The sequence below is a fragment of the Paraburkholderia sp. genome (assembly GCF_028283785.1).
Taxonomy (GTDB): Bacteria; Pseudomonadota; Gammaproteobacteria; order Burkholderiales; family Burkholderiaceae; genus Paraburkholderia.
The window spans coordinates 154,502-179,050 of sequence record NZ_JAPWKB010000003.1; the positions used below are offsets into that span (position 1 = coordinate 154,502).

45 protein-coding genes and 1 pseudogene are annotated in these 24,549 nt (G+C 57.7%); 24 read left to right on the top strand and 22 right to left on the bottom strand.

The window, feature by feature from the left end; all coding sequences use genetic code 11:
• Nucleotides 1-2: 2 nt before the first annotated feature.
• From PW947_RS02945 to PW947_RS03020, 18 genes are all read right to left on the bottom strand, one after another.
• On the bottom strand, nt 3-371 hold the full coding sequence (locus tag PW947_RS02945; RefSeq protein ID WP_299629568.1) for a hypothetical protein: 369 nt from the start codon (nt 369-371) through the stop codon (nt 3-5).
• Entirely contained in the window at nt 368-460 is a 93-nt protein-coding gene (locus PW947_RS31180; protein ID WP_366146086.1) for an LPXTG cell wall anchor domain-containing protein, read from the bottom strand. Before PW947_RS31180 ends, PW947_RS02945 begins: the two co-directional genes overlap by 4 nt.
• The gene (locus tag PW947_RS31185) at nt 457-1,035 is read right to left on the bottom strand and encodes an HNH endonuclease signature motif containing protein (RefSeq protein WP_366146087.1); all 579 of its coding nucleotides are present in this window, start codon (nt 1,033-1,035) and stop codon (nt 457-459) included. Before PW947_RS31185 ends, PW947_RS31180 begins: the two co-directional genes overlap by 4 nt.
• A complete protein-coding gene (locus PW947_RS02950; protein ID WP_299629569.1) occupies nt 1,032-1,793 on the bottom strand; it encodes a hypothetical protein in 762 nt (253 codons plus the stop codon). The genes PW947_RS31185 and PW947_RS02950 overlap by 4 nt, the downstream gene beginning before the upstream one ends.
• Nucleotides 1,794-1,883: 90 nt before the next feature.
• Nucleotides 1,884-2,378, bottom strand: coding sequence for an NUMOD4 motif-containing HNH endonuclease (locus PW947_RS02955; protein ID WP_299629570.1), 495 nt, complete (start codon nt 2,376-2,378; stop codon nt 1,884-1,886).
• Between the two features lie 32 nt (nt 2,379-2,410).
• A complete protein-coding gene (locus PW947_RS02960) occupies nt 2,411-2,779 on the bottom strand; it encodes a DUF1566 domain-containing protein (protein WP_299629571.1) in 369 nt (122 codons plus the stop codon).
• A gap of 276 nt (nt 2,780-3,055) precedes the next feature.
• Nucleotides 3,056-3,700 (bottom strand): hypothetical protein, encoded by a 645-nt coding sequence (locus PW947_RS02965; protein WP_299629572.1) that lies wholly within the window; start codon nt 3,698-3,700, stop codon nt 3,056-3,058.
• Nucleotides 3,693-4,649 carry a radical SAM protein gene (locus tag PW947_RS02970; protein ID WP_299629573.1) on the bottom strand — a complete coding sequence of 319 codons (957 nt, stop codon included), beginning with the start codon at nt 4,647-4,649 and terminating at the stop codon, nt 3,693-3,695. The genes PW947_RS02965 and PW947_RS02970 overlap by 8 nt, the downstream gene beginning before the upstream one ends.
• 146 nt (nt 4,650-4,795) lie before the next feature.
• Nucleotides 4,796-6,511 carry a YqaJ viral recombinase family protein gene (locus PW947_RS02975; protein ID WP_299629574.1) on the bottom strand — a complete coding sequence of 572 codons (1,716 nt, stop codon included), beginning with the start codon at nt 6,509-6,511 and terminating at the stop codon, nt 4,796-4,798.
• Nucleotides 6,504-7,367 carry an ERF family protein gene (locus PW947_RS02980; protein WP_299629575.1) on the bottom strand — a complete coding sequence of 288 codons (864 nt, stop codon included), beginning with the start codon at nt 7,365-7,367 and terminating at the stop codon, nt 6,504-6,506. Before PW947_RS02980 ends, PW947_RS02975 begins: the two co-directional genes overlap by 8 nt.
• Entirely contained in the window at nt 7,364-7,630 is a 267-nt protein-coding gene (locus PW947_RS02985) for a KTSC domain-containing protein (protein ID WP_299629576.1), read from the bottom strand. The genes PW947_RS02980 and PW947_RS02985 overlap by 4 nt, the downstream gene beginning before the upstream one ends.
• A complete protein-coding gene (locus PW947_RS02990) occupies nt 7,627-7,821 on the bottom strand; it encodes a hypothetical protein (RefSeq protein WP_299629577.1) in 195 nt (64 codons plus the stop codon). The genes PW947_RS02985 and PW947_RS02990 overlap by 4 nt, the downstream gene beginning before the upstream one ends.
• A 125-nt stretch (nt 7,822-7,946) precedes the next feature.
• Nucleotides 7,947-8,198, bottom strand: a complete 252-nt coding sequence (locus PW947_RS02995) for a hypothetical protein (RefSeq protein WP_299629578.1) — start codon at nt 8,196-8,198, stop codon at nt 7,947-7,949.
• Nucleotides 8,198-8,506, bottom strand: a complete 309-nt coding sequence (locus PW947_RS03000) for a hypothetical protein (protein WP_299629630.1) — start codon at nt 8,504-8,506, stop codon at nt 8,198-8,200. Before PW947_RS03000 ends, PW947_RS02995 begins: the two co-directional genes overlap by 1 nt.
• Nucleotides 8,503-8,730, bottom strand: a complete 228-nt coding sequence (locus PW947_RS03005) for a hypothetical protein (protein ID WP_299629579.1) — start codon at nt 8,728-8,730, stop codon at nt 8,503-8,505. Before PW947_RS03005 ends, PW947_RS03000 begins: the two co-directional genes overlap by 4 nt.
• A gap of 137 nt (nt 8,731-8,867) precedes the next feature.
• On the bottom strand, nt 8,868-9,176 hold the full coding sequence (locus tag PW947_RS03010) for a hypothetical protein (RefSeq protein WP_299629580.1): 309 nt from the start codon (nt 9,174-9,176) through the stop codon (nt 8,868-8,870).
• A 294-nt stretch (nt 9,177-9,470) separates the two neighbouring features.
• Nucleotides 9,471-9,698 (bottom strand): hypothetical protein, encoded by a 228-nt coding sequence (locus tag PW947_RS03015; RefSeq protein WP_299629581.1) that lies wholly within the window; start codon nt 9,696-9,698, stop codon nt 9,471-9,473.
• A gap of 880 nt (nt 9,699-10,578) precedes the next feature.
• Nucleotides 10,579-10,755: a hypothetical protein gene (locus PW947_RS03020; RefSeq protein ID WP_299629582.1), complete on the bottom strand. Its 177-nt coding sequence runs from the start codon at nt 10,753-10,755 to the stop codon at nt 10,579-10,581.
• 185 nt (nt 10,756-10,940) lie between these two features.
• On the opposite strand from PW947_RS03020, the gene PW947_RS03025 reads away from it, so the two are divergent.
• Nucleotides 10,941-11,141: a hypothetical protein gene (locus tag PW947_RS03025; protein ID WP_299629583.1), complete on the top strand. Its 201-nt coding sequence runs from the start codon at nt 10,941-10,943 to the stop codon at nt 11,139-11,141.
• A 103-nt stretch (nt 11,142-11,244) separates the two neighbouring features.
• Here the strand turns inward: PW947_RS03025 and PW947_RS03030 are convergent, their stop codons facing one another.
• The 4 genes from PW947_RS03030 to PW947_RS03045 all read right to left on the bottom strand — a co-directional run bounded on the left by PW947_RS03030 (nt 11,245) and on the right by PW947_RS03045 (nt 13,359).
• On the bottom strand, nt 11,245-11,553 hold the full coding sequence (locus tag PW947_RS03030) for an addiction module antidote protein (protein WP_299629584.1): 309 nt from the start codon (nt 11,551-11,553) through the stop codon (nt 11,245-11,247).
• On the bottom strand, nt 11,550-11,855 hold the full coding sequence (locus tag PW947_RS03035; RefSeq protein ID WP_299629585.1) for a type II toxin-antitoxin system RelE/ParE family toxin: 306 nt from the start codon (nt 11,853-11,855) through the stop codon (nt 11,550-11,552). The genes PW947_RS03030 and PW947_RS03035 overlap by 4 nt, the downstream gene beginning before the upstream one ends.
• A 145-nt stretch (nt 11,856-12,000) precedes the next feature.
• The gene (locus PW947_RS03040; protein WP_299629586.1) at nt 12,001-12,528 is read right to left on the bottom strand and encodes a zinc ribbon domain-containing protein; all 528 of its coding nucleotides are present in this window, start codon (nt 12,526-12,528) and stop codon (nt 12,001-12,003) included.
• Between the two features lie 36 nt (nt 12,529-12,564).
• Nucleotides 12,565-13,359, bottom strand: a complete 795-nt coding sequence (locus PW947_RS03045; RefSeq protein ID WP_299629587.1) for a LexA family transcriptional regulator — start codon at nt 13,357-13,359, stop codon at nt 12,565-12,567.
• On the opposite strand from PW947_RS03045, the gene PW947_RS03050 reads away from it, so the two are divergent.
• The 23 genes and pseudogenes from PW947_RS03050 to PW947_RS03150 all read left to right on the top strand — a co-directional run bounded on the left by PW947_RS03050 (nt 13,358) and on the right by PW947_RS03150 (nt 24,501).
• On the top strand, nt 13,358-13,729 hold the full coding sequence (locus tag PW947_RS03050) for a hypothetical protein (protein ID WP_299629588.1): 372 nt from the start codon (nt 13,358-13,360) through the stop codon (nt 13,727-13,729). The two genes, PW947_RS03045 and PW947_RS03050, sit on opposite strands and share 2 nt — an antisense overlap.
• A 123-nt stretch (nt 13,730-13,852) precedes the next feature.
• Complete coding sequence (locus PW947_RS03055) at nt 13,853-14,221, top strand: hypothetical protein (protein ID WP_299629589.1); 369 nt, start codon at nt 13,853-13,855, stop codon at nt 14,219-14,221.
• A 312-nt stretch (nt 14,222-14,533) separates the two neighbouring features.
• A complete protein-coding gene (locus tag PW947_RS03060) occupies nt 14,534-14,716 on the top strand; it encodes a hypothetical protein (protein ID WP_299629590.1) in 183 nt (60 codons plus the stop codon).
• Nucleotides 14,717-15,046: a GIY-YIG nuclease family protein gene (locus PW947_RS31190; protein ID WP_366146088.1), complete on the top strand. Its 330-nt coding sequence runs from the start codon at nt 14,717-14,719 to the stop codon at nt 15,044-15,046.
• A 94-nt stretch (nt 15,047-15,140) separates the two neighbouring features.
• Nucleotides 15,141-15,629: a hypothetical protein gene (locus PW947_RS03065; protein WP_299629591.1), complete on the top strand. Its 489-nt coding sequence runs from the start codon at nt 15,141-15,143 to the stop codon at nt 15,627-15,629.
• A 404-nt stretch (nt 15,630-16,033) separates the two neighbouring features.
• Nucleotides 16,034-17,443, top strand: a complete 1,410-nt coding sequence (gene dnaB / locus PW947_RS03070) for a replicative DNA helicase (RefSeq protein ID WP_299629592.1) — start codon at nt 16,034-16,036, stop codon at nt 17,441-17,443.
• 63 nt (nt 17,444-17,506) lie between these two features.
• Entirely contained in the window at nt 17,507-17,797 is a 291-nt protein-coding gene (locus PW947_RS03075) for a hypothetical protein (RefSeq protein ID WP_299629593.1), read from the top strand.
• Nucleotides 17,794-18,003 carry a hypothetical protein gene (locus tag PW947_RS03080; protein WP_299629594.1) on the top strand — a complete coding sequence of 70 codons (210 nt, stop codon included), beginning with the start codon at nt 17,794-17,796 and terminating at the stop codon, nt 18,001-18,003. The genes PW947_RS03075 and PW947_RS03080 overlap by 4 nt, the downstream gene beginning before the upstream one ends.
• Nucleotides 18,004-18,065: 62 nt before the next feature.
• Nucleotides 18,066-18,515, top strand: a complete 450-nt coding sequence (locus PW947_RS03085) for a hypothetical protein (protein WP_299629595.1) — start codon at nt 18,066-18,068, stop codon at nt 18,513-18,515.
• The gene (locus tag PW947_RS03090) at nt 18,516-18,875 is read left to right on the top strand and encodes a sigma-70 region 4 domain-containing protein (RefSeq protein WP_299629596.1); all 360 of its coding nucleotides are present in this window, start codon (nt 18,516-18,518) and stop codon (nt 18,873-18,875) included.
• A complete protein-coding gene (locus PW947_RS03095; RefSeq protein WP_299629597.1) occupies nt 18,872-19,204 on the top strand; it encodes a hypothetical protein in 333 nt (110 codons plus the stop codon). The genes PW947_RS03090 and PW947_RS03095 overlap by 4 nt, the downstream gene beginning before the upstream one ends.
• Nucleotides 19,205-19,897: 693 nt before the next feature.
• Nucleotides 19,898-20,113 (top strand): annotated as a pseudogene (locus tag PW947_RS31195) (HNH endonuclease); the annotation flags it as partial.
• A gap of 308 nt (nt 20,114-20,421) precedes the next feature.
• On the top strand, nt 20,422-20,640 hold the full coding sequence (locus tag PW947_RS03100) for a hypothetical protein (protein ID WP_299629598.1): 219 nt from the start codon (nt 20,422-20,424) through the stop codon (nt 20,638-20,640).
• Nucleotides 20,641-20,752: 112 nt separating this feature from the next.
• Nucleotides 20,753-21,157, top strand: a complete 405-nt coding sequence (locus tag PW947_RS03105; protein ID WP_299629599.1) for a recombination protein NinB — start codon at nt 20,753-20,755, stop codon at nt 21,155-21,157.
• A complete protein-coding gene (locus PW947_RS03110) occupies nt 21,154-21,495 on the top strand; it encodes a nuclease domain-containing protein (RefSeq protein ID WP_299629600.1) in 342 nt (113 codons plus the stop codon). Before PW947_RS03105 ends, PW947_RS03110 begins: the two co-directional genes overlap by 4 nt.
• Nucleotides 21,492-21,911, top strand: coding sequence for a hypothetical protein (locus PW947_RS03115; RefSeq protein ID WP_299629601.1), 420 nt, complete (start codon nt 21,492-21,494; stop codon nt 21,909-21,911). Before PW947_RS03110 ends, PW947_RS03115 begins: the two co-directional genes overlap by 4 nt.
• Nucleotides 21,908-22,231, top strand: a complete 324-nt coding sequence (locus tag PW947_RS03120; protein ID WP_299629602.1) for a hypothetical protein — start codon at nt 21,908-21,910, stop codon at nt 22,229-22,231. Before PW947_RS03115 ends, PW947_RS03120 begins: the two co-directional genes overlap by 4 nt.
• Nucleotides 22,228-22,461, top strand: coding sequence for a hypothetical protein (locus PW947_RS03125; protein WP_299629603.1), 234 nt, complete (start codon nt 22,228-22,230; stop codon nt 22,459-22,461). Before PW947_RS03120 ends, PW947_RS03125 begins: the two co-directional genes overlap by 4 nt.
• 348 nt (nt 22,462-22,809) lie before the next feature.
• Entirely contained in the window at nt 22,810-23,247 is a 438-nt protein-coding gene (locus PW947_RS03130) for a hypothetical protein (protein ID WP_299629604.1), read from the top strand.
• Nucleotides 23,248-23,408: 161 nt separating this feature from the next.
• Entirely contained in the window at nt 23,409-23,609 is a 201-nt protein-coding gene (locus PW947_RS03135) for a hypothetical protein (RefSeq protein WP_299629605.1), read from the top strand.
• Nucleotides 23,606-23,830: a hypothetical protein gene (locus tag PW947_RS03140; RefSeq protein WP_299629606.1), complete on the top strand. Its 225-nt coding sequence runs from the start codon at nt 23,606-23,608 to the stop codon at nt 23,828-23,830. Before PW947_RS03135 ends, PW947_RS03140 begins: the two co-directional genes overlap by 4 nt.
• A 118-nt stretch (nt 23,831-23,948) precedes the next feature.
• Nucleotides 23,949-24,236, top strand: a complete 288-nt coding sequence (locus tag PW947_RS03145) for a hypothetical protein (RefSeq protein WP_299629607.1) — start codon at nt 23,949-23,951, stop codon at nt 24,234-24,236.
• Nucleotides 24,237-24,294: 58 nt separating this feature from the next.
• Nucleotides 24,295-24,501, top strand: a complete 207-nt coding sequence (locus PW947_RS03150) for a hypothetical protein (RefSeq protein WP_299629608.1) — start codon at nt 24,295-24,297, stop codon at nt 24,499-24,501.
• The last annotated feature ends 48 nt before the right edge of the window (nt 24,502-24,549 follow it).

The window sequence follows — 24,549 nt, forward strand, 5'->3', positions numbered from 1 at the left end:
TCTCATTGGCATAGCTGTCTCGACGCAACGGCAGCCCGCTTGATTTTGATCTGACGGCGGTAGGCTCCGAATAAGAGGCCTGGCCCTTCGTGCGCCCAGTGCCGGGCCGCTTCGATCGCGTCACCAACCATCGTGTCGTGGTACCAGCAGAAACACGGGATATGAGCCTTCACGAACTCGCGCAGATCGAGGCAATTGGCGCACGTCTTGTACGTTTCGACGCTGTCCGCGATGCCCACGACGTGCTCATATCGGTCACGAGGCTGAATGCGGGCATGGCACTCGTGGCACACATGCACCTTGCGGGCGGTGCGCATCGTCGCCGAATAGACTTTCCACGGCTCGTCGAAATCGCAATAACAGTCGCTCACTTTTTTCTCCGTGCATGTAAAACACCCAGACCCACACCCACTGCGACCGCTCCCAATATGGAGAGAGCGAGCCATTCGATACCGGTCATTCAGGTGACTCGGTTGAACTCGCGTCCGTCGAAACCGGCGACGGCCGGTACGACTTTCCGTAAATCACGCTCTCGATCGTGCTAACGCTCACATCGAAGCGCTTCGCCAGAGCTTTCACTGGCTCTCCGAACCTCCGGGCGCGCCTGATGGCAGCAGCGTGTCCGGGCTTGAGCTTCGCGCTGTGGTGGTTGCTTCCACCGAGATAGGTTCCGTGGCGTTGCCGGTCCTGCGCGTTGTCCAAAGCCGTCCCGTGCGCCAGATTCGTGTACCGGTTATCGGATGGCACTCCATTCAAGTGCCGAACTTGCGTTCCGTTTGGCGCTGGTCCGTGGAACGCATCGGCTACCAACTGATGAACTCCGATGGGTCGCGATTTACCTGACGGCTGTACAACGCTGACGGTCAGATAACCCTTGGCGGTGCGCGTCCGTGCCAGCTCATAGCAATGAGTCCGATCAATACAGGTCACAGATCCACCCACGGCACCAAGGGTTCGCACCCCGCGACGGCGGTGCGAAATGATCCGGCCGTCTTCGGTTGCCGAGTAACCGCGGAAGGAGGGGCACGGTCTCATCGCATCACCCGATCAAACGAAACGCACCATACCCATGGGTTTTTCGCCCAGGCGCCGTCGCCGTTGATGCCGTCCCAGAGGCAATGGAACAGGCCACGCGCATCAAGCGTTTCATCGGCGTCTGGCACGCTGCGCAGGAAGTTGACGCCCTCTGACTCGGCATCTGCTTCGCTGATGTCGTGCAAACGCTCAACGCGCACACCTGTGACTTCGAGCGTGATGCGCGATGCGGCGCGCGGCATGTGGATGCTGGGAGTCCAGCGAACTGGCTGGCTGTCGCCTACGTGATGCCATTGCACATTAGGCATCTCGCCATCCGCCAAATAGACGTAGCGGCTCTTCCAATCGGGGCGCGCGGGCGATCCGGCGGTGCCGAGCGGCCCCGTCGTGCGTCCTGCGGGGATGTCGACCTCAAACACTTGGGCGTGCGTCTCGCGCACCCACAGACGATCGCCAATCTTCCCGAACGGGCTCGGCGTCCAGTACCAGTCGCCCGCCATTGGATGCTTTGCCGGCAAGATAGGCCATCTCCGCAGCGACTTGAGCGGTTGGCCGGGCCGAAGTTCCTCGGACCAGAAAAACGATCCGACTGGTCTCGGCGCGTTGTCTTGTGATAGCGAATGACCTTCCGATGCGAACGTCGCCCATGCCGGCGGCAATTCGTTTCGCACCTTCACGATACGTCGCGTCTGCGTCTTGCTGCCGTCGAGCAGAGCGCGCACCATCGGGCCGCTGAAGAGGATCGGACGTTCTTTCATGCTCTACCCCGATAGGTTTTGGTAAGCGAGTGATTGACTGCATGACCACGCCTGCGCGCGGCGTTCGCCAGTTGTGCGCGATCGTGGTGGCTAAAGCGCGGGATTCGTGTCGAGCAAGTGCGACCACAACTTGCCGATCACGATGTAGTAAATGAGAGTCCCGGTAACGCCAAACTCGCGCGCCAAAGCGTCGGCGCCGTTGCGCCGGTCATAGCGTTTGAAACGTCGGCGAATTTCGAAAACCTGCGCTTCAGTCAGCTTCGCCTGATGATGTTTCTCGCCGCGGAGCTGAGTACCGTGTTCGATCTTGTCGAACTCATTTTCGGTCGCTGTGCCGTACACAAGATTCGTATGTCGGTTATCGGCATTGATGCCGTTTCGATGACGGACTACCATGCCGTCTGGACGAGGGCCAATGAATGCTGCTGCCACTAAGCGCTGCAAGGCACGTTTGGTGGGTTTCTGACGCGACCAAAGAGTCACGCTCAAATAGCCCTTGCGATCAGCGCGAGGCTTTTTGATGGACGCACCCCTTCGCACCCTTCCAAAACTACTAACCTCGTATTGAGGAAACTCTGCAATCACTCGCCATTCTTCAGCGCAGAGCATGTCGGCCCTTAAATATGAGGCTGATGGGTTCTTCGGACGGCGCGAGCGCGAAACTCGGTGTCCTTGCGGTAGTAGTCCTGGTAGCCGTTGATGAAGACCTGAAACCAGGCCCAACCGCTCTCGCGGTGGTGCGTCTCGTTGCTCCAGTAATAGTCGCCCTTGAACTGATCTCGGAAACCGTCCCACAACATCACCTGCTCGATACGGTTCGGCAGATCACCGCCGATGCTCTTGGCCCATTCGAGTTGTTTCTCGAATGTGGCGTCGTCGTTGTCGCCCGGCAGCAGCACGACATGGTGGAAGTCGCCGTTCTTGTCGCCGATCGCACCGATGTAGATCTCACCTTCGGCGAGCGGGGGAAGCTGAAGCTGTTGCATTGATTGACTCCGTTTTGTGAAGGAACTGCGCTTAATCGCCAGCGCGCGGATAGGGCGCGCTAGAACTCTCCCCTCTCGCCATCCAGCCTTCGAAGCGCCAGCGCGTTTGCAGCCAGAGATATGTCCCGTCCGGTAACCGGTCGAGCGGCAATGCTTCGCTCCGTGCGTAGTGCTCGAAGGATTCGATGGGGTCGGGGGTCATCTGAGGAATAAAAAGAAGGGCTAGCTTCAGCCCTTGAAAGCAGACGCCGCCTTGGGCGTCCGCCTGAGAGTTGGTTAGGCGGCGACTACCTGAATCGGTACGTGCTTGCTGGGCTTACCGCATCCGACGCTGGGTCTTGCCTGATCCGGATGACTTCGCATCCAGTCCTGGACCTTCCCGCACCAATCGAACAACTCTTCGTTGCTCATGACGTTTTTCATGATGTTGACCTTCTTATGGACCCACTGAACATTGTTCTCGGTGTATCCAAAGCGACTGTCTTTTCGGTCAAGCGAGGCTGTCTGTGTCCCGCGCTGATCTCTGATATTCGTGCTGAACTTGATCGGCTCTCCTGTTAGTGCACATAGGCCGCCTTGATCTAGATAAAGCTGCCAAGCAAATTCGCGTGTAACTTCGAAAGGGATTCCGCGGCGCACGGCTTGCCGAGTGATTGGAGTCCAGAAAGACAGCGTGATTTCTGCCACGGCATCCCGATTGTGTGCATTGCCCTTGTTGAAGCATCCGCAGGATTTGGTGTCGCCGTTTTGGAGGTATTTCCCGAGAACCGCGACGGTTTCTCCGCAGTCGCAATGGCATTCCCATATCGGGCGTCTTGATTTCCGCCGCCGCGTGTCAACTAGAACAAGCAGCTTGCCGAATTTCCGACCGCGCAAGTCGATGAGATTGTGGCCACCTCGATTCGTATGGCGATCAGTCATGCGCGCACTCCACGCGGATAGGGGTATGCACCTTCGGTTTCCCAAACCCGATGCTTTTGATCGTCTTGTCTGGGTTGCTTCGCATCCACTCTTGGGTCATCCACAATTGTCCGCATCCGCCGCCGATGGTGTCTTGCCCAGCTGGGTCAAACATCCTGGTGTCGTAGCCGCGCTCAACCAGTTTCGACGCGAAATCAGATGCCAGTCCGCGTTGATGGTCGTTCGATGTCGGAAGCCACTCCTGGCGCTCGCAGATCACACTGACCGTAGCGCACCAGATGATCGGATCAAAGAGAGCCAGAATCCTGTCTGCGTCGGCAGGCGTCGAATTGGCATCGTGAGCGCAGTAGTTGAAGAATGGCTTCCGGCCGGTATTGACGAACCATGCCGTGCCAGTCGATGCGATTTCCTCCAGCGTCAACTTCGCCTTGAACGGAATCAACTCGTTACGCGCTTCGTCCGTCGATTCGTGGACGGAGAATTGCAGACCAACGGTCGGCACATCCACGCTCAAATTGATGACTTGGCCGTAATCGACGCGCGGTGCCGATGTGGAGATCAGCAACGCGGCGTTCGGATAACGGCGGTGCAATTCGCGGATCGCCGGATCGAGCGCCTTCATGTTCAGCATCGGTTCTCCCATGCTCATGAACATGATTTGCAGGCGCCCCATCGTTGCGGGGTCGACTCCGGTATCCTCGATGCATCGCACGGGCTGCGACACGATCTCTTCCGTGGTCAGCGATCGCACGAAATAATCGCCGGAACCACAGAACCGACATCCGATCGGACATCCTGATTGCGTCGAACAGCAGATAACGGTTCGGGTTTGGTAATCAGGGTATCTGTACAGAACCGCCTCAACCACTGCGTCGTCGTGCGAGAATACGTACTTGGAAACGCTGGACGCGTCATCGCTCACGACCTTCACGTCGCTCCATTCGCTCATTGTGGGGATCCAGAAAAAGACCGGCCCATACAGGCGCCGGCTAAACAGACGCCATGCGAGACCAATCACATGGATTCCGGGGGGCCACTACACCGGCTTACCGGGAAACGCCGTAGCCAATCCGTGCGGTGTTGAGGCGGTAATGGTCAGGCCGCGTGTTCGAGCGCTACATGCGTGGAGATTGTCGCTGTCTCGATGTGTCGGATCAGCGCAGCGCAGATCTTCGGGAAGTCTTCTTCGTGATACAGCTTCGCCGACTTGTCCGTTGCTGCTGGTTTGAACCCCAGCGTCGCGAGGCCTTCGGCACTGAGCGCGACCGGCGCCAATCGTTCGTTGATCTGCCCGAGTCTTAGGGTTGGCGCGCTGGTCGGGGCCGAGCGCGTCTTAGCCATGGTCTCTGCGAACCCACTCCGCGTACCCACACCCTGATTCGCAACTCCAGCAGCCGTAGAAATCGTCGAGCCAGAGGTGACCTCCGCAGAGACACGCGCGTTTCCCGCCTCTTCCGCGATCTTCTGCCGCGCTTTGTCTTCTTCCTCGCGCCGGATGCGTTCGCGCTCGTCGTCGAGGCGCTTTTGTTCTGCGGCCTTGTGGGTCGCGATCCGCGTCGAGACGATCAGCTTCAAATCGTCCAGATGCTTTGCGATGAGCGCCGCTGTGTCATTGAACAGGAAGGCGTAGCCAGCGCCGTCTGTTGCGATGCACGCGAGGTTCTCGCGGACGCGCCTCGCGGAAGCATCGGCGTCGATCTTCGCGTTAGCCAGCACCGTGTTTACGGCATCCTGAATGCTAGCGACGGTGCGTTTTCCCTTGGCGGCAGCGCCGAAGTCGGGCTGAGACATGCTGACGAGATGACCGCCGGTCTCTTCACGCAGGACGGCGAGATGACGCTCATACGCGCGCTTTGCCTTGAGCAGGATCTCGTCCTTGATTTCGACCTTCCGCTTCGTGACGAGCTTGTCGAGAGCGAGGCGCGTGGAGCGGGCTTCGGCGGCGATATCGTCGATCGTCTTGAACAGCACATCGATGCTCTCGGTCTGGCTCAGTGCGTGCTGCTTTGCAGCCTCGAGGCGTGTCTCGACTTCACCGCACCACTTGACGGCCTTCTCAGCGTCAGCGAAATGCTGATCGGTCGTGAGTTCACGATTGATGCCACCAAACACGGCCATCGCATGAGCGCGGAACTCGGTCAGGTTGCTGGCCGTCACCATGCCGGTCACTTCAATGCGTAGCGCGGGCAGGGCCTCAGGCGTGCGGCCAACCGGCTTTGCTTCGATGACCTCCGGAGAGTAGGCTTCGGCGTCCCTCTCAAACTGGCTCCAGCCGGCCAAAATGCGGTCGCGCCAGACAGGATCAGGCAAGACTTCCATGCTTACCATGTTCTCGCGCGTGCCGTCCGACACGGTGAAAACCACTTTCTCTGCGCCTGTCACCAACATGATCTGTTGCGGTTGCGGTATGTACTCCTCAGGGAGAACCCCCGCAGCGACCGACTTCGCGAGTGCGTCGTTCCATTGTTTGTGCTCCCAGGCGATCCGTTCGTCCATCGTCAGGCCGTCGCACGAAGCGGACAGGACGCCGAGCGAGCAGGTGACCGGATAGAGTTCTTCGCCGAGCATCTCTTCAGCGAGGGGTCGCGCCATCGCTTCGACTTCGTGACCTTTATCGAGGATGCGCGTCTGCACGAACTCGCTGAATTCTTTGGCCGTTCCGACGACCTTCATGTGCAGAAGTTCGGTTCGCTTAATCTTCGTCGAGACGCCGAGCATCGCGCCGGCTTCGCTCGCGCCGAAGTGGGTTAGGCGGAACTGCGCCCACTCTTCGCTACCCTGCGCGAGATCGTGAATGATGCGTTCAGTCATTTTCGTGACTCCATGAATCGATAGTGGTTTTCTGGTCTTCGGTCAGCGCGGCACCGCGCGCTTCGATGAACGCGACCATTCCAGCGACCGTCTTGCGACCTGACTTGACAATCTCGCGCCACGAAGCCTTGTTCTTGTCGAACGCCTCCTGGCTGTATTGCTGAGGCTCGGCTGACGACTTGGCACCCTTCTGGTTTGCGGGCGACTCACTGCGGTGACTTTCTTTCCCTGCGTCGCCGTCAGCGCCGCCAGCGCCGTCGTCGTCCTCTTCCTTCGTGGACATACCAGTGACGGACAGAAGCGTGTAGCGCTGGAGGTAGGTGATCGTGCTGGCGGCTTGCTGGATCGCATTCTTCTTGCCGCTCGAGTCGGGTGCGCCGCTCATGGTCACTTTCTTGGAGTAGCCAAGTTCATGCGTGACTACACAGTCGATCGTGATCGATCCCGCCGTCTGGTGAATATCCCAATCAAAGCTGAGACCGTGCCGCGCCATCGCAGGGGCTATTGCGTCAGTGATGTCTGCCAGCGTGGCGTGCTTGTAACCGACGAAATCGCCAGCGCCCGTCTTGTAGCCGACCTCTTTGCGCTTGAAGATTTCGATAGGCTCACGCTTGAAAGTCGCCATAGCCGACACGAATGCCTTGCGGGCCTCGTTCGCCTCCCAGCGCTCCTGAAGCTCCATCAGCTTTTCGAGCCGGTCGAGATCGGCATTTGACTCAACTGCAATGCGTAGTAGATCGGAGGGCGTCGTCGTCGCGATTGCCGTGCGTTGCTCTGGCTGCACAACTGGTCTGTTGGAAGAGGTAAATTCGGCGGATTCGACGTCGATCACGTCAGCCATCGTTGCTGTATTCACGCTTGCTCCCCTTCTCCGGCCCTATCGATCCGCGTGTACGGATATTTTTCAGGAAACGGCTTGATGAATTTGTAGAAGTGACTTCCGATCGACTCTGCGTCGCGGAACGACGCGAAGTCCTCGGGGGAAACGTTCGCATAGTGATAGAGCGAACCCGGACCGCGCCTGCTTGCGAATTGAATCGCGAGAGTGTTCGTCGCCGGGTCGTAACCGATAGCAGCTATCTGACTCGACTCGACAGAATCCATAGCGATGATGGTCATGCGACCTCCTTAGATAGTTGTTCTTGCCACTGCCTGAAACGCTTTTCGTAGCTATCGAAGTACGATTCGAACGCTTCCCGCAGCTTTGTTTTGTTGGTGGCGTCGGCTGCGTAGTAGCAGCCAGCCAGTGAGCGGACAAACGATCCGCCCTGCTCCTCCATCATGTGGAGGGCGTTGTCGAAGTGCGCCATCGCGCCTCCCTAGTTCGAGCACGCCACAATCAGCACAGCCACGGCGGCCATCGCGAAAGCCGTCCGGACCGGGTAGCGGTGTCCGTATGCGTCCAATTTGCGGATCCAGCGATCAATTTCGCGGTTCATGCGGAGAGCACCTTGAAAGCTGCGTAGCCGATTGCGGTGCCGAGCGCGCAGCAAGATGCCTTGGCGATCAATTCGTGCAGCCTCGCCGTCGCCAGAAGCCGCTCGTTCTTCGCGGCCTCACGCAATAGCGCGTTGTCCTGCTCGGCGCGAAGCTGGCGGAATGCTTCAGGGGTGATCGCTACAACGAAGTGATTGGCGTCGTCGGCCGGCGCCTCAGCGGGGAGGATTTCCCAAATGGCGTGCGTCATTACCAACCTCCCGTACCGTCTTGACCGTGACTCGTCGTCGATTCGTGCAGGTCGCGTTCGTGCTGAATCTCGCGACGCTCCCAGTCCGACATATCGCGGTCATAGCGACCGTCAGGGAAACTCGATTCGTGTTGCAAATTCTTGAACTGGTGAGTGCGCTTTTCCTGCTTCATCGCCTTGCACGACTTCGAGCAGAACAGGCCCCATCCGCGCTTTACATCGACTGCACGTGCCTGGAATGGCTTGCGGCACCACTTACATTTGCGGTCAACCATCTTCGGAGGTGGGTAGACTTTTGGCTCGGTCATCGCCACGCCCCCGCCTCATCGCCCAGCCGGATATGCCCCACCGGCACCGCATACCGCTGTACCGCATACATCCGATCCATATGCAGGCGCTCAAGGTCGTCCGCTTCGATCTGCTCGATCTGCTCCGGCGTCAGGACTGGTTCGTCGCCGAAGGCCTCGTCAAGGCCCGCTGTCAGTGTGTCGTCGTAGTACTGCCAGAGCATGGCATTGTTGGCTTTTCCCATGATTTGCTCCATAGGACTGCGTATTAATGTGGATTTGGCGCTGGCGACAGGCGACTTTTTAGATGCCTCGCGTCAGGGCGCCAGGCTTCCCACCTGACTTGACGCTCTTGTGAGCCGCGCTGGCTTGGGGGAATCAGTCAGGCCCTTTCCCATTCGACGTCTGCGAAGTACTTGCTCATCAGGTAAGCGACCCCCGCTTCCTTGTGCTCGTGCTTCGGCTCCCAAGACGCCATCAATGCCTTGATGTGCTTGAGTGCGGCCGCCTTGTCTACGCCTTCATGTGGCGCTATCTTCAGAGATTTGAGGCCGCCGTAAAACCACGCGCTGAATAACTTGTTCCACTTGGTGTTGCCGCGCTTGAATTCTTCGGGGATGGATGCGTAATCAGGAAGACCCTTTACCGTTCCAAACGCGACGTCAAGGTCCGAGATATTTGGAGTCTTCACGCTTTCACCCCCGTTAAGCCGCCTTGCTCCATGCGCTCCGCCGACTCGCGCTGCTTCCTGGCGCCGTGGATGAAGAGGACTGCGCAGATTGCTAGCCCCGTCCAGACGCCAATTCCGATTCCGAGATAAAACATGTTGGTCTCCGTTAGCACCAGACGATCAATTCGAACGAGACCGTTCGGGCAAAGATCGAATTCAGGTACTGGTCGAAATGTCTTGTGAACACCACGCAGTGATGCGTTGTGCGTACCAGGCGTAGGCCGGTGAAATCGCTGTAAAACACGGTGGTCTCCGCTATGGGCAGCATCGAGGCGAGCCGCCGCAGTAATGCACATAGTCGATGTCGATCTCTTCCGGTCCGCAGTACAGTTCTCGCCACTCACCGCACCGGCAACACATCGCCTCGTAGCCGCCCTGCACGTCCCGCAGAACGTCCTCGTCAAGCAACTCTTGAACGTGGCGATCGGCGTCGCTCTGAACTGGAATCGGCGCTTGCTGGTTTAGCCAGCGACTGAAGTCCATAACTTGCTCCTGTAGCAGTCCTAATCCGTGAATCTACAATTCCATCAACCACGCTTCTAGCTGCTCACTCAGCGAATGGGCATCTGGTAGCGTGGTTTGAACAATCTCAGTGGAGCGCCCTATACCCCGATCGCCATTTCGGGATGCAACACAGGGAGGTTAGGTTCACCAACCCTGCCACCGGAGTTCGCACCGGTTCGCTCGTTGTGCGTTTTTGAATTGAGTGCGCCACCACTCATGTCGCCGTAGAGAGGATTTGCCCCTCAGTCGGCCGCGCCCACTGGATCACTAGGACGCTCCACTGAAACTGCATCCCGAACCCTTCCGGCTACACCCAGCGATGCTGGCTCCGGCCTGAGTTCGGGCGGTACTACTCAATCAAGCATCCGTTCTATAACCACTCTGGCGGCCAGGCGGATGACTGATAGGTCCCGATCTTTTCAGCGGTAGGACGTTGAGCGCTCCCTTTCGGGTATCTCTTCTGTTGCAACCCACCCCAACTCCTATTGTTCGACAGGTAGCGGATAACCGCCCTAAGTCCGGCTCAAGCTAGTGGGTCGCGTTGTTAAAGATCACTTGCCCCACCAGGCGACGCTATGCGCCTGTGTTCCTCTACTGCGGTGATTCACGGTCTCGTCAGTGAGCGCGTTACGCTCAGACCGGCTGCATCTATTGCGGCCGGTTTCGACCTTTTATCTCTATCCAGTTTCCGTTTTCGGCGTCACTCCGATGTGCGTACCGGGTGACGCACCAGTTAGCCGTAATCCAGCTTTGCCAACTGGTGGTGCGCACGCTGCTCGCGATACGCCTTAGTCGGGTTAGGCCGCCACTTCCGAAGTACGCACACTACGATCAGAGGCAGCAGGAGAAAGATCAGCATTCAATACCCAAGCACTTCGCGAGCTGCCTGCATCGTCGCCGGGATCGTTTCGTACTCGATGAAGTGACGGCGATCGGCGGCAACGCACATCGTCGCGATGGTCAGCGTGCCGTTGCCGTTGTCGATCGTCGGTTCCGGTCGGTCGTGGCTGTCAATCCATGCGATCAGTCCGTTCATCTCGCTCTCCTCGGCTTGGGTTCGTTGCTGCTTGGTATGGACTCTATTAAACACCACGTTTAAACGTGTTGTCAAACACGATGTTTAAACTTCGCGAAGAAATTTGTAACAGACGGAGTCGTGGCGTTTAAACGCTCGGTGCTGGCGGCATCGACTAGACTAAAAGTCTCGTTTGGAGGTGCGCTATGACAGCGGACGATGTGCTGACAGTGTTTGAGCGCTTGAATGTCGAAGGACGCGCGGATGTGCCGCTCGATGACGCATGTGCGGGGTTCGCCGGCTGGCTAGCGGAGAACTGGGAGAGATTCGAGGGTGACGACCTGGCGATGCTCACATCGGTTGGCGCCACGCTCTGGAGGGAGGGATTCGCGCAGAGGCGGAAATGAAAAAGCCCGCGCGCGGCGGGCTGAGGCGATCGGTACTAAGGTTATGACTTTAAAAATTAAAAACCCGGCTCGGCGCGAAGTTCCTATGTTGCTGGGCGAATCTTTACGCTGGCTTGTGGTCGGCCACCGCCGAAAAGCGGATCCCGAGCGCGTGCATTAACTTGTTGATCGTTTCGAATTTAGGGCTGGCGCCAGGTTTGAGGGTCTTGTAGAGACTCTCACGCCCCAGTCCAGCGTCTGCCGCGACTTTAGCCATGCCACGAGCCTTTGCTACGTCAGCAAGGGCGAGAAGCAGTACATCTTGGTCGTCAGCTTCCATTGCCGCGCTGATGTAGCTGGCGATGGTTTCTTCGTCATCAAGGTATTCGGATGCGTCGAACGGCGTGACTTTGATTGCTTCGACCGTGTTCATGGCTGCTCCTTCTTGTACTGCGCCCAGACTGCCTTTGCGTGTTTGACGTCCCTGTCTTGCGTGGACTTGTCTCCACCACAAATCAACAGGTACACAATCCGGCCTTCGCGGGCGTAGTAGACCCTATAACCTTGGCCGACATCGACCTTCATTTCGGAGACGCCATCGCCCAAGTCTTTGTGATCACCAAAATTGCCGAGCCGCGCACGGTTAATCCTGTTGAGGATCGCGCCCTTTGCCGTCTTGTCTTTCAGGTTAGCGAACCAGTCCTGAAAGTTGCCCGTTTGGTTGATCGTGTTCATGCAAACAATGTATCCTGCAAGATACTTATCGGCCAATTGTTTAAATTAATTGAGTGCGATAGCCCACAATATTCGCGGTCAATAGTTCGGCTTGCAACCGTCAAATAGCCCGCACTGCGGCGGCCTTCTGGTCCAAAGATGGACTTTATTTCGGCAAGCGTCCTTCGTGCACTCGGGCATCCAGCACGGTCTTGTTGTCGCGCGCGAGGTCGCATTCGTACGTGACCGGCGAATAGGCGCCGAACCCGTTCTGGAACTCAGCCTTGTCGCCAATGTAGGTGATGGTGCCGGCGTTCTTATCTGCCCAGCGGAAGCGGCTGAACTTCGTTTCAAACGTGCCGTCTGTCCACTTCACGCTGTGCGTTGCTAGTCGCTCAACATCATCTTTGCAATAGACGCCAGCTGCGACTACGCCTTTATCGCCCAAGCATTGCAAGTCATCAGCATTGCAGGCAGCCTCGGTTTGCGTGGGCTTCTCCGCGGCGCCAGTATGGCCCGAGCCGCCGCCAAATATCTCGACCAGGATCCAGCCGATAAGGCCGAACACGACGAGCCCCGCAGCAGTCTCAGCGCCCTTCGACATCTGCTTCTTGACCGGCGCGCCACATTTCACGCACGCAGGCGCCTTGCTGCTGACTTCCGTGCCGCATTCTCGACACTTTATTAGGGCCATTATGGTCTCTTTCGCCGCTCGGACGGCATGGTGATTTTAGTTTCCGCCAGCCAGGCCGGACCCCGACCGGTACACGACCTCACCTGCGATCTGCAGCCCCTCGAGCTGCTCGGCAGAGATGATCTTGTCCGGATACTCAGAGTTGTAGGAATGAAGGCGCAAAGCGCCCTCGGGTTCCTTGAAGATCTGTTTCACAAGCGGCTCGTCTTCGAATGTCACCGCATAGATTAGGCCGTCTTTGACCCGGGTTTTCGCCGTGCAGATCATCATCATGTCTCGATTGAACAAGTAGGGCTCCATGCTCCGGCCATGAACCTGAGCCAACTTGCAATCCTGCGGGCGCACACCGAGCGCCTTGAAAAACCCGATATCAAACGGCAGCGCTTTTTTCTGTCGCACTTCCCACTGAATCACGCCGTTCCCCGCTGAATAACGATAGTCATACCGGTCGATCCATACCCGATCGCTGTCGGGCTCCAGGTCGTCCGGCTTCTCCCAGGTAACCAAGTTACCTTTGTCTGAAGGGAGTAATTCAGCGATTACACGCTTTGTTTGGTCGTTTATCTCCGCACTCTCAAGCGGAGATTCGTGTTTAAGACCGCTCGGGACCATCTCTCCGACGCCCGTTAGCAACCATGTTGCGTCACATCCAATAAGGGCCTGCGCCTTCAGCGCGCCCTCTCTTGACACGCCCCGGCTCGACCAGTTGGTGATCGACTGAGGCACCACATCAAGCAGACGAGCGACATCCGAAGGGCCTTCAACACCCTTCATTTCTTTGGCAGCCAGGAACAACCGTGCGGCTGTTCCGTGAATAACGCGTTCTTTCATGGCCGCGATCTTTGCACAAGTAAACGGAATGTTGTTACACGCGGCGTTTGTAAAATCTGTTGACGGTGGTTTAAACATAGTGTGTAATGTACTCACCATGATTAAACACACCGACCTTCACCCCGACAGCCAGCTCATCGAAGAGCTGGGCGGTGCCACCAAGTTGGCCGAACGGCTTGGCTACCAGGCGCGCGGCGGCATTCAGCGGATCCAGAACTGGAAGACGCGCGGAATACCAGCCGAAGTCAAGCTGGAGCACCCCGAGCTGTTCCTGACCGATCTTATTGATCGCGCCAGGGCGACAGACGATACCCAGCCGCCAGTCGGGACAGTAAAGGGATCGGACAAGCTCTCGAAGATGGTCGCGTAGCGGTTTCATAGTTTTTCGTTTTTCTAGGGTGCCTGAGTGGTGCCCTTATTTTGCAGTGCAGCGCAACTGGGGAACAAAGAGGGGCATCAATTGGGTCTCGATGAAATTTAACTAGAGGACGAAATGGATCAGTTTGAGATGCGGATGTTCGCGATGTACCAGGAGCCAGCCAAGCTCCCCGAGTCGCAAATTGACGCGATGACGTTTGAGAACACGCTTTCGCTCGCGTTAGAGCTTGGCCTCAAGCGCTTTGATCGCAAGTCACTCGCCAAGCTGTGCGGCATTCACTATCCGCACTTCGGTGATCTGGTTGCGGGCAAACGGCCCTTCCCGGCTGTGAAGCTGTCGAAGTTTTGCATCCTGACGGCGTGCGATTACCCGCGCCAATGGATCGCAGTTCAGGAGCGCAAGGAAGTGGAGAAATACAAGGCGGCAAGCGCGCAGATGCTCGGCGAATTCATTCAACAGGCGATGCAAAAAGTGGCCGCCTGAAGAGCGCTGGGCCGGTCGAAAACCAAGGCGCTTTCGAGCGTCTTTTGTTGACTCTGGAGCAGGTAAAAACTCCCGGGCCTAAAAAATGAGCAACTTGGAACGCGAAGTAATGGTTTCTACCAAGACGAATTACGACGAGTTTGGACCGGTTGAGGCAGCACATCGTGCGTATCTCGAGGCCGCGAGTGGCAATCGTGACCGGTCGCTGTTGTGGAAGGTCACAAGGCATCACGCGACGTTCTTTGGCGCCCTTGGACTGCTTGTGTTGCTCGCGCTCCTGCCGGCCGCTGGACTTCTTTGTGGGTGGTTCAAATGAATGGATTCGAATCTCGAGCTTTGGACGTATCGCTGTTCGCTATCAACGAACTGGTTGCTCGCATCACGGTCGCCCAAACGGTCGAGGTTCGCATGCAACTGGCGAATGAACTCAAGGCCGAGATCGGCGCGTATCTCCGCGATATGACGGCTACGGCTTGTGTTGGCAAGGGGAAGTGAATGAGTTACGGATTTGTGTACGTTCTGGGCCACCGCTGCATGCCTGGTGTCTACAAGGTGGGCTACACCGAGCGTAGCCCCCGTGCGCGCGTTGAAGAGCTGAACAAGAGCACGTCGATACCAGGTGATTTCGACCTGATCTGTTATGCGGAGTATGAGAATCCGCGTGATCGAGAGCAAGAAATTCATAGGCTCCTCGATGCTTTCAGAGTTACGCGGGACCGCGAGTTCTTCAAATGCGACCTGATCCATATAACCAGCCTTGTGATGGAGAGGAAGAGGCCTGTTCGCTGGCGAGCATCAAAAGGATGCGTTTCTATACAGCGATAGCCCGAAATTCCGGGAGCGCCTCCGCGTAGCTGAGCAAATGTCCCGCGATGTCGGGATCGAGCCAACAAAGAACTGTGCTGGCGCAGGAGCGTAAATGGAATGGTTCCGCTGGTGGCACGGCACCCTGACCGATCCGAAGTTCCAATGGGTCGCGCGGAAGTCTGGCCAATCGTTTACCTCGGTGATCGCACTTTGGGTCGCGTTGCTCGAACGAGCCAGCAGTGTGACGCAAGGTGACGCAGATGTGACGCGCGGTGACGTCGCAGGATTTGACTGTGACGACCATGATGTTTTGTTCGGCCTAGATGATGGTTGTTGCGCCCGGATTCTGGATGCTTTTGTTGCCAAGGGGATGATCGCCAACGGCGTGATCACGAACTGGGAAAAGCGCCAGCCTAAGCGCGAAGACTCAAGCGCAGCAAGGACTCGCGCGTATCGTGAGCGCAAAGCACAGGAGTCCTCTGTGACCACCGGTGACGCTGCTGTGACGCACGGTGACGATAAGAAGAGAGAAGAGAAGAGCAGAGAAAACCCAGAGCCTAACGGCTCTGTCGACAGCGGCGCAAAGGGCAGCGCCGACTGACGACCTGTTGGCGGCAGAGATCGGAAAGGTAACGGCTGAGACCGGGGAGTCCGACAACGCTTCACTGCACTGCCCCGTCTCCCGAATCGTTAGCGCATATCACGAGTTGATGCCCCTGAATCCGAGGGTCAAGGTTTTGAATGACAAGCGCAGGAAGTCTATTTCTGCGCGCTGGCGTGAGGCTGCAAGGTTGGATTTCAAGCCATTCGGTTATGCGACGGTTCAGCAGGGCCTGGATGCGTGGAGAGAGTTTTTCACAGTCTGCGCAGGCTCAGATTTCCTGACTGGCAAAGGAAAGCCCAAGCCAGGGCTGGGGCCGTTCTCTTGGCTGACATCGACTTCCTGATGTCGCCGGAAGGCTTTGCGAAGTGCTTTGAGAACAAGTACCACCGTGAGGTTAAAGAATGAATGCCCCCGACCGATTTATCGAAGGCCGCAGCTTGAACGTACCGCCGCACAGCGCTGAAGCCGAGCAATCCGTTCTCGGCGCGCTGATGTTCGACAACGACGCGATGGACCGGATCGCCGATCTCCGCGCGACGCACTTTTACCGCTACGACCACCGCATCATTTTCGATTGCATCGCGAAGCTGATCGTCTCCGGTCGCAACGCCGACGTCATCACGGTTTATGAATCGCTTGGTACGGCTGGCAAGGCTGACGAGATCGGCGGTCTTGCGTACCTGAACACGCTCGTGCAGAACACGCCGGGAAGCAGTGGCATCCGTCGCTGGGCGGAGATTGTGATCAACCGCGCGAAGCTGCGCGGCCTGATTTCGGCTGCCGACGAAATCTCCGCAATGGCGTTTCAGCCGGAGGGTCGCGAAGTGTCCGAGATCATCGCCCACGCGCAAGCGAAGCTCGAGCCGCTGGCCGATGCGGGTGCTCGCGAACCGGCGTTCATCGCCACGTTCCTGACGCCGATCATTGAACGCATCGACCAGGAGTTTCACGGCAGCACGGAAGTCAAGACATCGTATTCGACCGGACTTCGGGACCTCGACGAGAAGCTGGGCGGCGGCATGAAAGGCGGTCAACTGATCATCGTTGCTGGGCGCCCGGCAATGGGAAAAAGCGCGATCGCACTCGGCGTGTCTGAGTCTGTAGCCGATGCTGGCGCGACGGCTATGTTTTTCACGCAGGAAATGACTGGGTCAGAGTTGACGTCACGTTCGCTCTCCCGGAAGTCGGGGCTTGCACTGGACAAGATCCTGAACGGCGCGAAGATCGGCCAACAAACCGACGCCGACTGGTCAATGCTGACGCTGGGCGTTCAGCGGCTGTCTGAATTGCCGCTTCTGATCGACGAGACGGCCGGCATTTCATTGCCAGAGATTCAGGCTCGTGCTCGCGCGGCGAAGCGCAAGCATGGCTTGGGGCTGATCGTCGTCGACTATCTTGGGCTGATGGCGGCATCGCAGGGTGCGAACCGGACTGAGCAGGTCGGCGCGAACAGTCGCGGTCTGAAGACGTTAGCGAAGCAGCTCGACATTCCGATCCTGTTGCTGGCCCAGCTCAACCGGAAGCTCGAGGAGAGAAACAACAAGCGCCCGATGCTTTCCGACCTCCGTGACTCTGGAGAAATTGAACAGGATGCGGACGTGGTTCTGTTCCTGTATCGCGACGAAGTCTACAACCCGGATTCGCCCGAGCGCGGTACCGCCGAGATCAATGTGGCTAAGCAGCGTAACGGCCCGACCGGGATCGTCCGAGCAGCCTACTTTGGCGAGCGAACTACGTTTTCGGACATGGAGCCGGGTTATATGCCGGAACTGCGCAAAGCGCCAGAGAAAGCACGGCGCGGTTTCGAGTAAGGAGATCGGGAAGATGGAGCGAGTTGTCAAGTATGCATGTAGGACTACTGATGAGGAATCCGCATGAGGCGCGCAGCACGAGTTGACGGTAATCAGGCAGAAATCGTCAGTGCCTTACGTGCAGTCGGGGCTAGCGTTACGCCAACGCACCAACTAGGCGGCGGATTTCCCGATCTGGTTGTCGGCTTCCGAAGGCGCTCGATTCTGTTTGAAGTGAAAGATCCCAAGCAACCGCTCAGCAAGCGAAAGCTGACGGACGACGAAGCGATCTGGTTTGGGAATTGGAAGGGCGAAGCACACATCGTTGAGACGGCGGAACAAGCGATCGCCATTTTATTGAAGGAGCCGTCGTGAGTGATCTGAACATCGAGGTCGGTTGTGGTTACCTGTGGGTATCGGCTTACCGCCATGAGGCGCCACGGCCAGTCCAGTGTGTCGGCGAGCGGAAAGGCGGATTCAAGTTGAGCAACGGATGGGTGGTCGACCAGATGGGCGTTGCTGAGGGAACTAACCGCCAGCGCGGCGGCAGGATCGAAAGCCTAGAGAAGGAGAACCAGTGATGGGACGCACATCCAAGCCCCGCAAGCCTTTCAAGCGCCGCCCAGTCCAGACGGACGCCGTCATGTTCCTCATGAACGGCGACGAGCCCCTCGACGCATCGCTGCGCATGACGATCCTGACGACCGTTCATGCATCGGCCGCTAGCCTTGCTCGAGGATCGGGTGACAAGGAATCGTGGAACGTGATCGTCAACGCACTGAACATCGCGCTTGTCCTGAGTGAGGACGCCGGTAACAACGCGTTGGGACTCGAAGTGGTCTATGCCGGGCAGAACGCGATGATCGCGGTCGCCGAGCGGTTCCACCGTACAGAGCGACTGGTGTTCGCTGGCGGGGAATTGCAGGCGCTCAATAGCGCGCTTGCCCTCTTTGAGCAGATGGTCGATACGGTCACGAAGCGCCAGTACACGCGTGCGGCGGGCGAGACGGTGCGCCGCAAGAATGCTGGCGACGTTGTGCGGATCAGGAAGGAAGGCACGACCAAGCGGTTTGAGCTGGTGGAGGTCGCATAAATGCCGCAGCCGCCCAAAACCCGCGACGCCATCACTCTCGTTCTGAAAGAGATGGGCCCGATGACGGCCGAGGAAATTGCCCAAGAGTTGGGCATGAAGCTGAAGACTGTTCAATCCGCGATCTGCATTGCTCGAAAGAAACCGCAGAAGTATTTCTACATCGTCGACTTCGTTTTCACGCCAGGGCTCAATGGTGTTCCAGCCATCTATGCGGCCGGCAACAAGCGAGACGCGTTGCGCATGACGCGGCGCGAGCGTTCGAAAGAGCGTTACGAACGGAACAGGCCAACGCGAGAGCTGATGCATCAGGTGATGCCGGGCAACCCGTTCGGCGTATTGATCGCTCAGGTGACGCAATGACAGCCGCCGACAAGATTTTCGCTCACATCACGGCCAACGGAAGCGCGACGCGGCCCGCGATGGAAAAGAAGTTCGACCTCTGCGAAAAAACCGTCGACGCGGCATTTCGCAAGCTTGAGCGACTTGGCTACATCAAACGCGACGGGCTAACGCCGAAGATCCGCCACCGGAAAAGCGCGGTCATCTTCGTGCTGGCCAGCGCGGAACCGGATCTGAAACTGATCGCCGACACGCGTGGCAGGCCAAGCGTGAAAGCGACAAAAGCCGGGCCAACGTTTGACGCGCTTGGCGCCGCGATGAACGCTCTATTTCAACGGAGAGTCGCATGAAGAGCGCATACGTACACCGCTACGAAAAGAATTCAACGGGAACCGATTGGTGCGTTGGCGACAAGTTTGGCCGACTGACGTTGCTAGTAATTCATAAGGGAAGTAGGGGTCAATCAGTTAAGTGGGACATGGTTTGCGATTGCGGAAAGCAAACCACCAAGAACAAGAGTGATGTCGTCTATGGAAGATCGAGAAGTTGCGGGTGCCTGAGACATGAAACGGCAGGGTTACACATACGACCGATAGACTTGACGGGTCATAAGTTTGGTCGTTTGACGGCACTGAAATTGATGCCTAAGACGACCACTCGGAGAAGTTGGGAATGTCTTTGCGACTGCGGCACAACGACAATCGTTGATGTAGGCGACCTGCGCGGAGGGACGACGGTGAGTTGCGGGTGCTATAGGGCCCAGCGGGCAGCTAAAGATAACGCAAAGGACATAGCCGGGAAGAAATTTGGGCGCCTCAGGGCTATCACTCCAATTAGCGCGTCGCACAGGGGCGTCCTTTGGAATTGCTTGTGCGAATGCGGAAGATCCCATGAGTGCTTGGCCACCAACCTGATAGGCGGCCGAGTAGGATCCTGCGGCTGCGCGGTAATTGATAAGCCGGGGATTCTTTCTGGATCAGTACTAGCTAGGTTTCACACTCGACGCGCAAAAAAAAGGGGCTGCTGGAGGGCGATTCACTCACGATCAGGTAACGAATCTCTACGCAAAGCAGCGTGGGCGATGCGCTTGGTGCCGGGATAAATTGGGCAAAAAATTCCATCGCGATCATCGTACGCCATTAGCCTTGGGCGGCACCAATTACATTGAGAACATTGAATTGCTGTGCCCTCCGTGCAATCTCAAGAAGGGCCATAAACACCCAGACGATTGGGCACAACAGAATGGGAGACTTTTATGAGACCGCTCGTGAAGCCGGCGACGCAAAAGCTGCAGTGGGAGGAAGCGTGAATTGCAAACCCGGTGATTTGGCTTACATCGTCCGCGACGGCGGATCCGACTGTCTCGGACTCGTCGTTGAGGTAATTCGACGCAGTGCCCGACATGACGGAACGCCATGTTGGTTGGTCGGTGTTCGGAGGGGTATCACCTCGAACATCGCGAAACCGGCAAACCTATCGAGGGGCGCGAGTTCCGAATTCCGGACTCATGGCTGCGCCCGATCGGCGGCGTTCCCATCCACGATGAAGCAACCGACGAGGTGACGGCATGAGCGCCTACTCAGTAATCGGCTTCGACAAAAGCGGCCTGTACGAATACGCCACGCGCCAAGGGATGCATCCGGCGTCGGCAAACAAGCTGATGGAGTTCGCGATCGAGATTCAGCGGCGGGCGCTCTCCCACGCCGCGCTCGACCGGATGCAGCGCAATGCGGAAGAGTTGGGATTCGCGGTGGAGATGCGGGTTATTGAACCGGAGGGAGTGTGACCTACCACGAAATGGGCCTGTTCCTCACCATCATCGGCGTCATCGAAGTCGGTTTATGCCTAGGGGCTTTCATGTTCTTCGTGCGTCTTTTGATTGCGTTAGGGAGGAAGGGATGAGCGACAAGCAATCGTTTCGCCTCTCGACGCCGACAGCTCGGCAGAACGCGGCGCAGGCGGTCGTAAATGCGCCCCTGAACTTTGTAGTCGAGATCAAGCCGCGCACCCGATCGCTGGATCAGAACGCAATGCTTCACGCACTTTTCTCCGACATCGAGAAGCAGGCCACGCTGCACGGTCGCCGCTTGACCGCCGTTCAGTGGAAGACCGTTTTCATCTCTGCTCACGCGACCGCAACCGGATTGGGATCGGACATGGTTGCAGGCCTCGAGGGCGAGTTCGTCAACATCCGTGAGTCGTCGGCGCGCATGTCGGTGGCCCGGATGACGAGTCTGATCGAATACATCCTGGCGTGGTGCGCCGATAACAGCATTGCGACGGTGACGGAGGAGTTTGCATGACCGCGCGCCTGATCGGTATCCCGAAAAGTATCACCTATCGGAACAAGAAGATCCGCGAATCGGCGCGAGACGAGGAATGTCTCGTCCGTTTGCCGGGCGCGTGCCTGCATCGTCCTGACGCGACCATCTGGAGCCACTACCGCGGATCGGCCGGCGGCAAAGCTGGCGCGCTAAAGGCTGACGATCTATGCGGGGCATTCGCATGTACCGCGTGCGATGCGGTCTATGACGGCCAGCGGCCGCCGCCAGAAGGAATGACTTACTCAGATGTGGTTGTGGCATGGCACGAAGGCCACATTCGTTCAATCGTTCGGCTGCATGAGAAAGGAGTGATATGAGAATCTGGATCGACACCGAATTCAACGAGTTCCGGGGCGAGCTGATCTCGATGGCGCTTGTCGCCGAGAGCGGCGAAGAATTCTACGAGGTCGTCGGCTGCAAGAATCCGGGGCCGTGGGTGAAAGCGCACGTTCTTCCGATCCTCGGTAAAGCGCCGGTCGGCATGTCGCAACTGCAGTCACGGCTGCATCAGTATCTTTCCCAGTTCGACTCGATCCACCTGATCGCAGATTGGCCGGAAGACATCGCACACTTCTGCCGCGCGCTGATCGTCGGGCCGGGCGAGCGCATCTGTACGCCTGCCCTGTCGATGGTGATTCGCCGCGATCTGGATGCGGTATCGGAGATTCCACACAATGCACTGGCAGACGCTCGTGCGATCCGCGCCGTGCATATGGCGAAGGAGGCGAAATGACTGTTCAACGATATGGAGCCAGCGCCGCGCCCTGCGACAACGGCATCTTCGTGCTGGCGCGGGAATACGAGGCGCTGGAGAGGGAGTGTGAGAGGCTCAACGCCCTGATCAATCGCATTCCGCAGAAGCCGGAAGCGGTTATTGACTTCATCGGAGCGCATTACAACACGATGGGGCCGTTCACAGATGACGGCGCTATCGATGGAGACGTTTCGCTTGTCGTTTATAGCGTCTCGGTACATGACATTCTGAGCGCCTTCGCATGGTCCGATCTAGACCAAGATGCCATCGACGCTGCGCGCGCAAAGGAGCCTAGATGATCGACATCGATAAGCTGGAGACGCTGGCTAAGAATGTGTCTTCTATCGGGAGGCCAGTGGCCGTTAATCCAGCCGAGATTCTAGAGATGATCGCGGAGGTGCGGAGGCTTCGCGCCCTTCTCAACAACCGCCCAGCCCTGAACTCAGGGTTAGTCGAGGCATACCACCTGTGGACGGCGGGAGTGTATGCAAGCGAAGCAGCATCGGCCAGCGGGGAGACGAAACAATGAACTACTTCCCCAAGAGTCCGATACCGGATTGGCCGAAACGATCGCTACGCGGCGGCAAGCCGATCAAGGAGTTCGTGGCCTCCCGCGCAATCGACCGAGACGGGGCTAATTGGAATGCTGTTAAAGCATTGGTGCGAGCCGAGTTGTATAACGACGGCGCTCCCCTCATCTGCATCCAGTGCGGCAAGCCAGCAGACAGCAAGGGCTATGCGACTTGCGGTCACTAAATGCAGTATTCGACGATAAAAACGTCGCTAAATGTGGGCTTGACATTCGGATGCATAGTAAAATAGGACTGCTTATTGAGCACATGCAGTAACAATGACTTAAGCCTATTGAACGGGGTTGATGATGGACTTTGAGAACATTGAATCGCGCCTGGAAAACTGGTCTCGTGTCGTTCGATCGCCCCGCTTTCAATCGGGCGAATGCGCCGCATGGGCAAAGTGGTATGTGGCATTGCGTGACGCAGAGCGGATGCGAGACGTCCCGCTCATGACGAAGGACGAGCGCGACGGATGGCTTGTCGAGAAAGCGTGGTCAGACATGCCGAATCACGTCGCCAAGTGGGTCATTAAGTACTCTTACGTCTGGCGCATGTCCGACGAACAAATCCAGATCCGGATGCGCAAAAGTCACAACGTCATCCTGCGGGGCCGCAAGTTCGAGCTGGTGATGGCGGAAGCTCGCACGTCGGTGCGTCAAAGCATCGCAAAACTGACCGCCAAAGAATTTCTCGAAAATGTTTCGATAATCAGTTGTAAACCCGAAACAGCAGACGTATAATCGGGCCTTAGATTGAGATGACTGTATTCGGCCCATGTGCCTGAGCTTACTTTCGCTGAATGCGAGGTAAAGCCGTCTCAAGTAAGAACCCGTTCCAGCGAAAGTTGGCGCGGGTTTTTTGCTTTCTGCCCATGAAATTTCCAGAACCCCAAGAGTCGCGGATGTACGGTGACCCGATGGAAATTCTCGCGGCAAAGCAGGCCGAAGCCGCCAACAAGGCCAGGCGCGCGATCGAGGCGGCCGCGAACGCGCCGGAAGTGAAGCGCCCTACGCTCACCCTGAAACGCAAGGGCGAAGAAAGCTGGAGCGCGGCACGTCGCGCGGCCGAAGACCTGTTTGTTATCCCATTGCGCAAAGCATGAACGCCCTCTCCCTCCTCGACTCGCTCGAAGCCGACATTCAACGCGTCAGGAATCTTGACCCGGCGCTGAAGTCTTCGATGATCAATCGCCTCGACGAGCTGCGCGCCATGCATCCCGAGCGCAAGCCGGTGATCGACATCTACTCGCGCGATGAGTGCGTCTACAACTACTGCGCCGCGCCGTCGATCTGCAAGAACAGCGATCGGTGCCAGCATGGGTGAGATCGGAAGGGCCGCAGCTGAGGCAACGGCAGGTGCGCTGGCCATCACCGCCGCATGGCATTTGTTCTGTGCGGACTGGCTGACGGCCTACGCCGATTGGCTTCTGGGAGATTGATTGATGACTGCGGAGCAATTCGCTTATTGGCTGCAGGGCTTTACGGAGCTCACGCAAGGCCAAACACCCAGCCCGGCGCAGTGGAAGTGCATCCGGGAACACCTCGAGACGGTATTCAAGAAGGTTACTCCGCCAGTCGGAGAAAAGCCGATCGACTGGAAGAAGCTAGAGGAAGCTATGCGCAAAGGTCTCCCGGATCAGAAGGCTGTTCCTGAGTGGCCGACGTATGCGCCGTTCTGGCTGGACGAAGGGACGCGGACGGGCATCGCGCCGGGCATCATCAGCTGTTGATTGAGTCCGGGCGGGTCGCTCGGCGCACGGTAACCCCAGAAATGTTCGAGACGGCAGCATGAGCCACACCGTTCGCCCTGCCGTCTCAATCAACGGCGAGTTCATCACGCACGGAGAGGTCGAATGCCTGAGGGCTGCGGTGACCTCATTCCATAGCGAAATGTCCGACGACGAAGCGTTGGGTGCCGATGAGCATGGGCGACTCATGACGAAGGCCTACCGGTTGGCGATGGAGCGGGTTCTTTCGCTCATGGGTGCTATCTAGGATACGAATGGACATCGCATTTCACATTCCGACGTGGGTCTTCTGGGC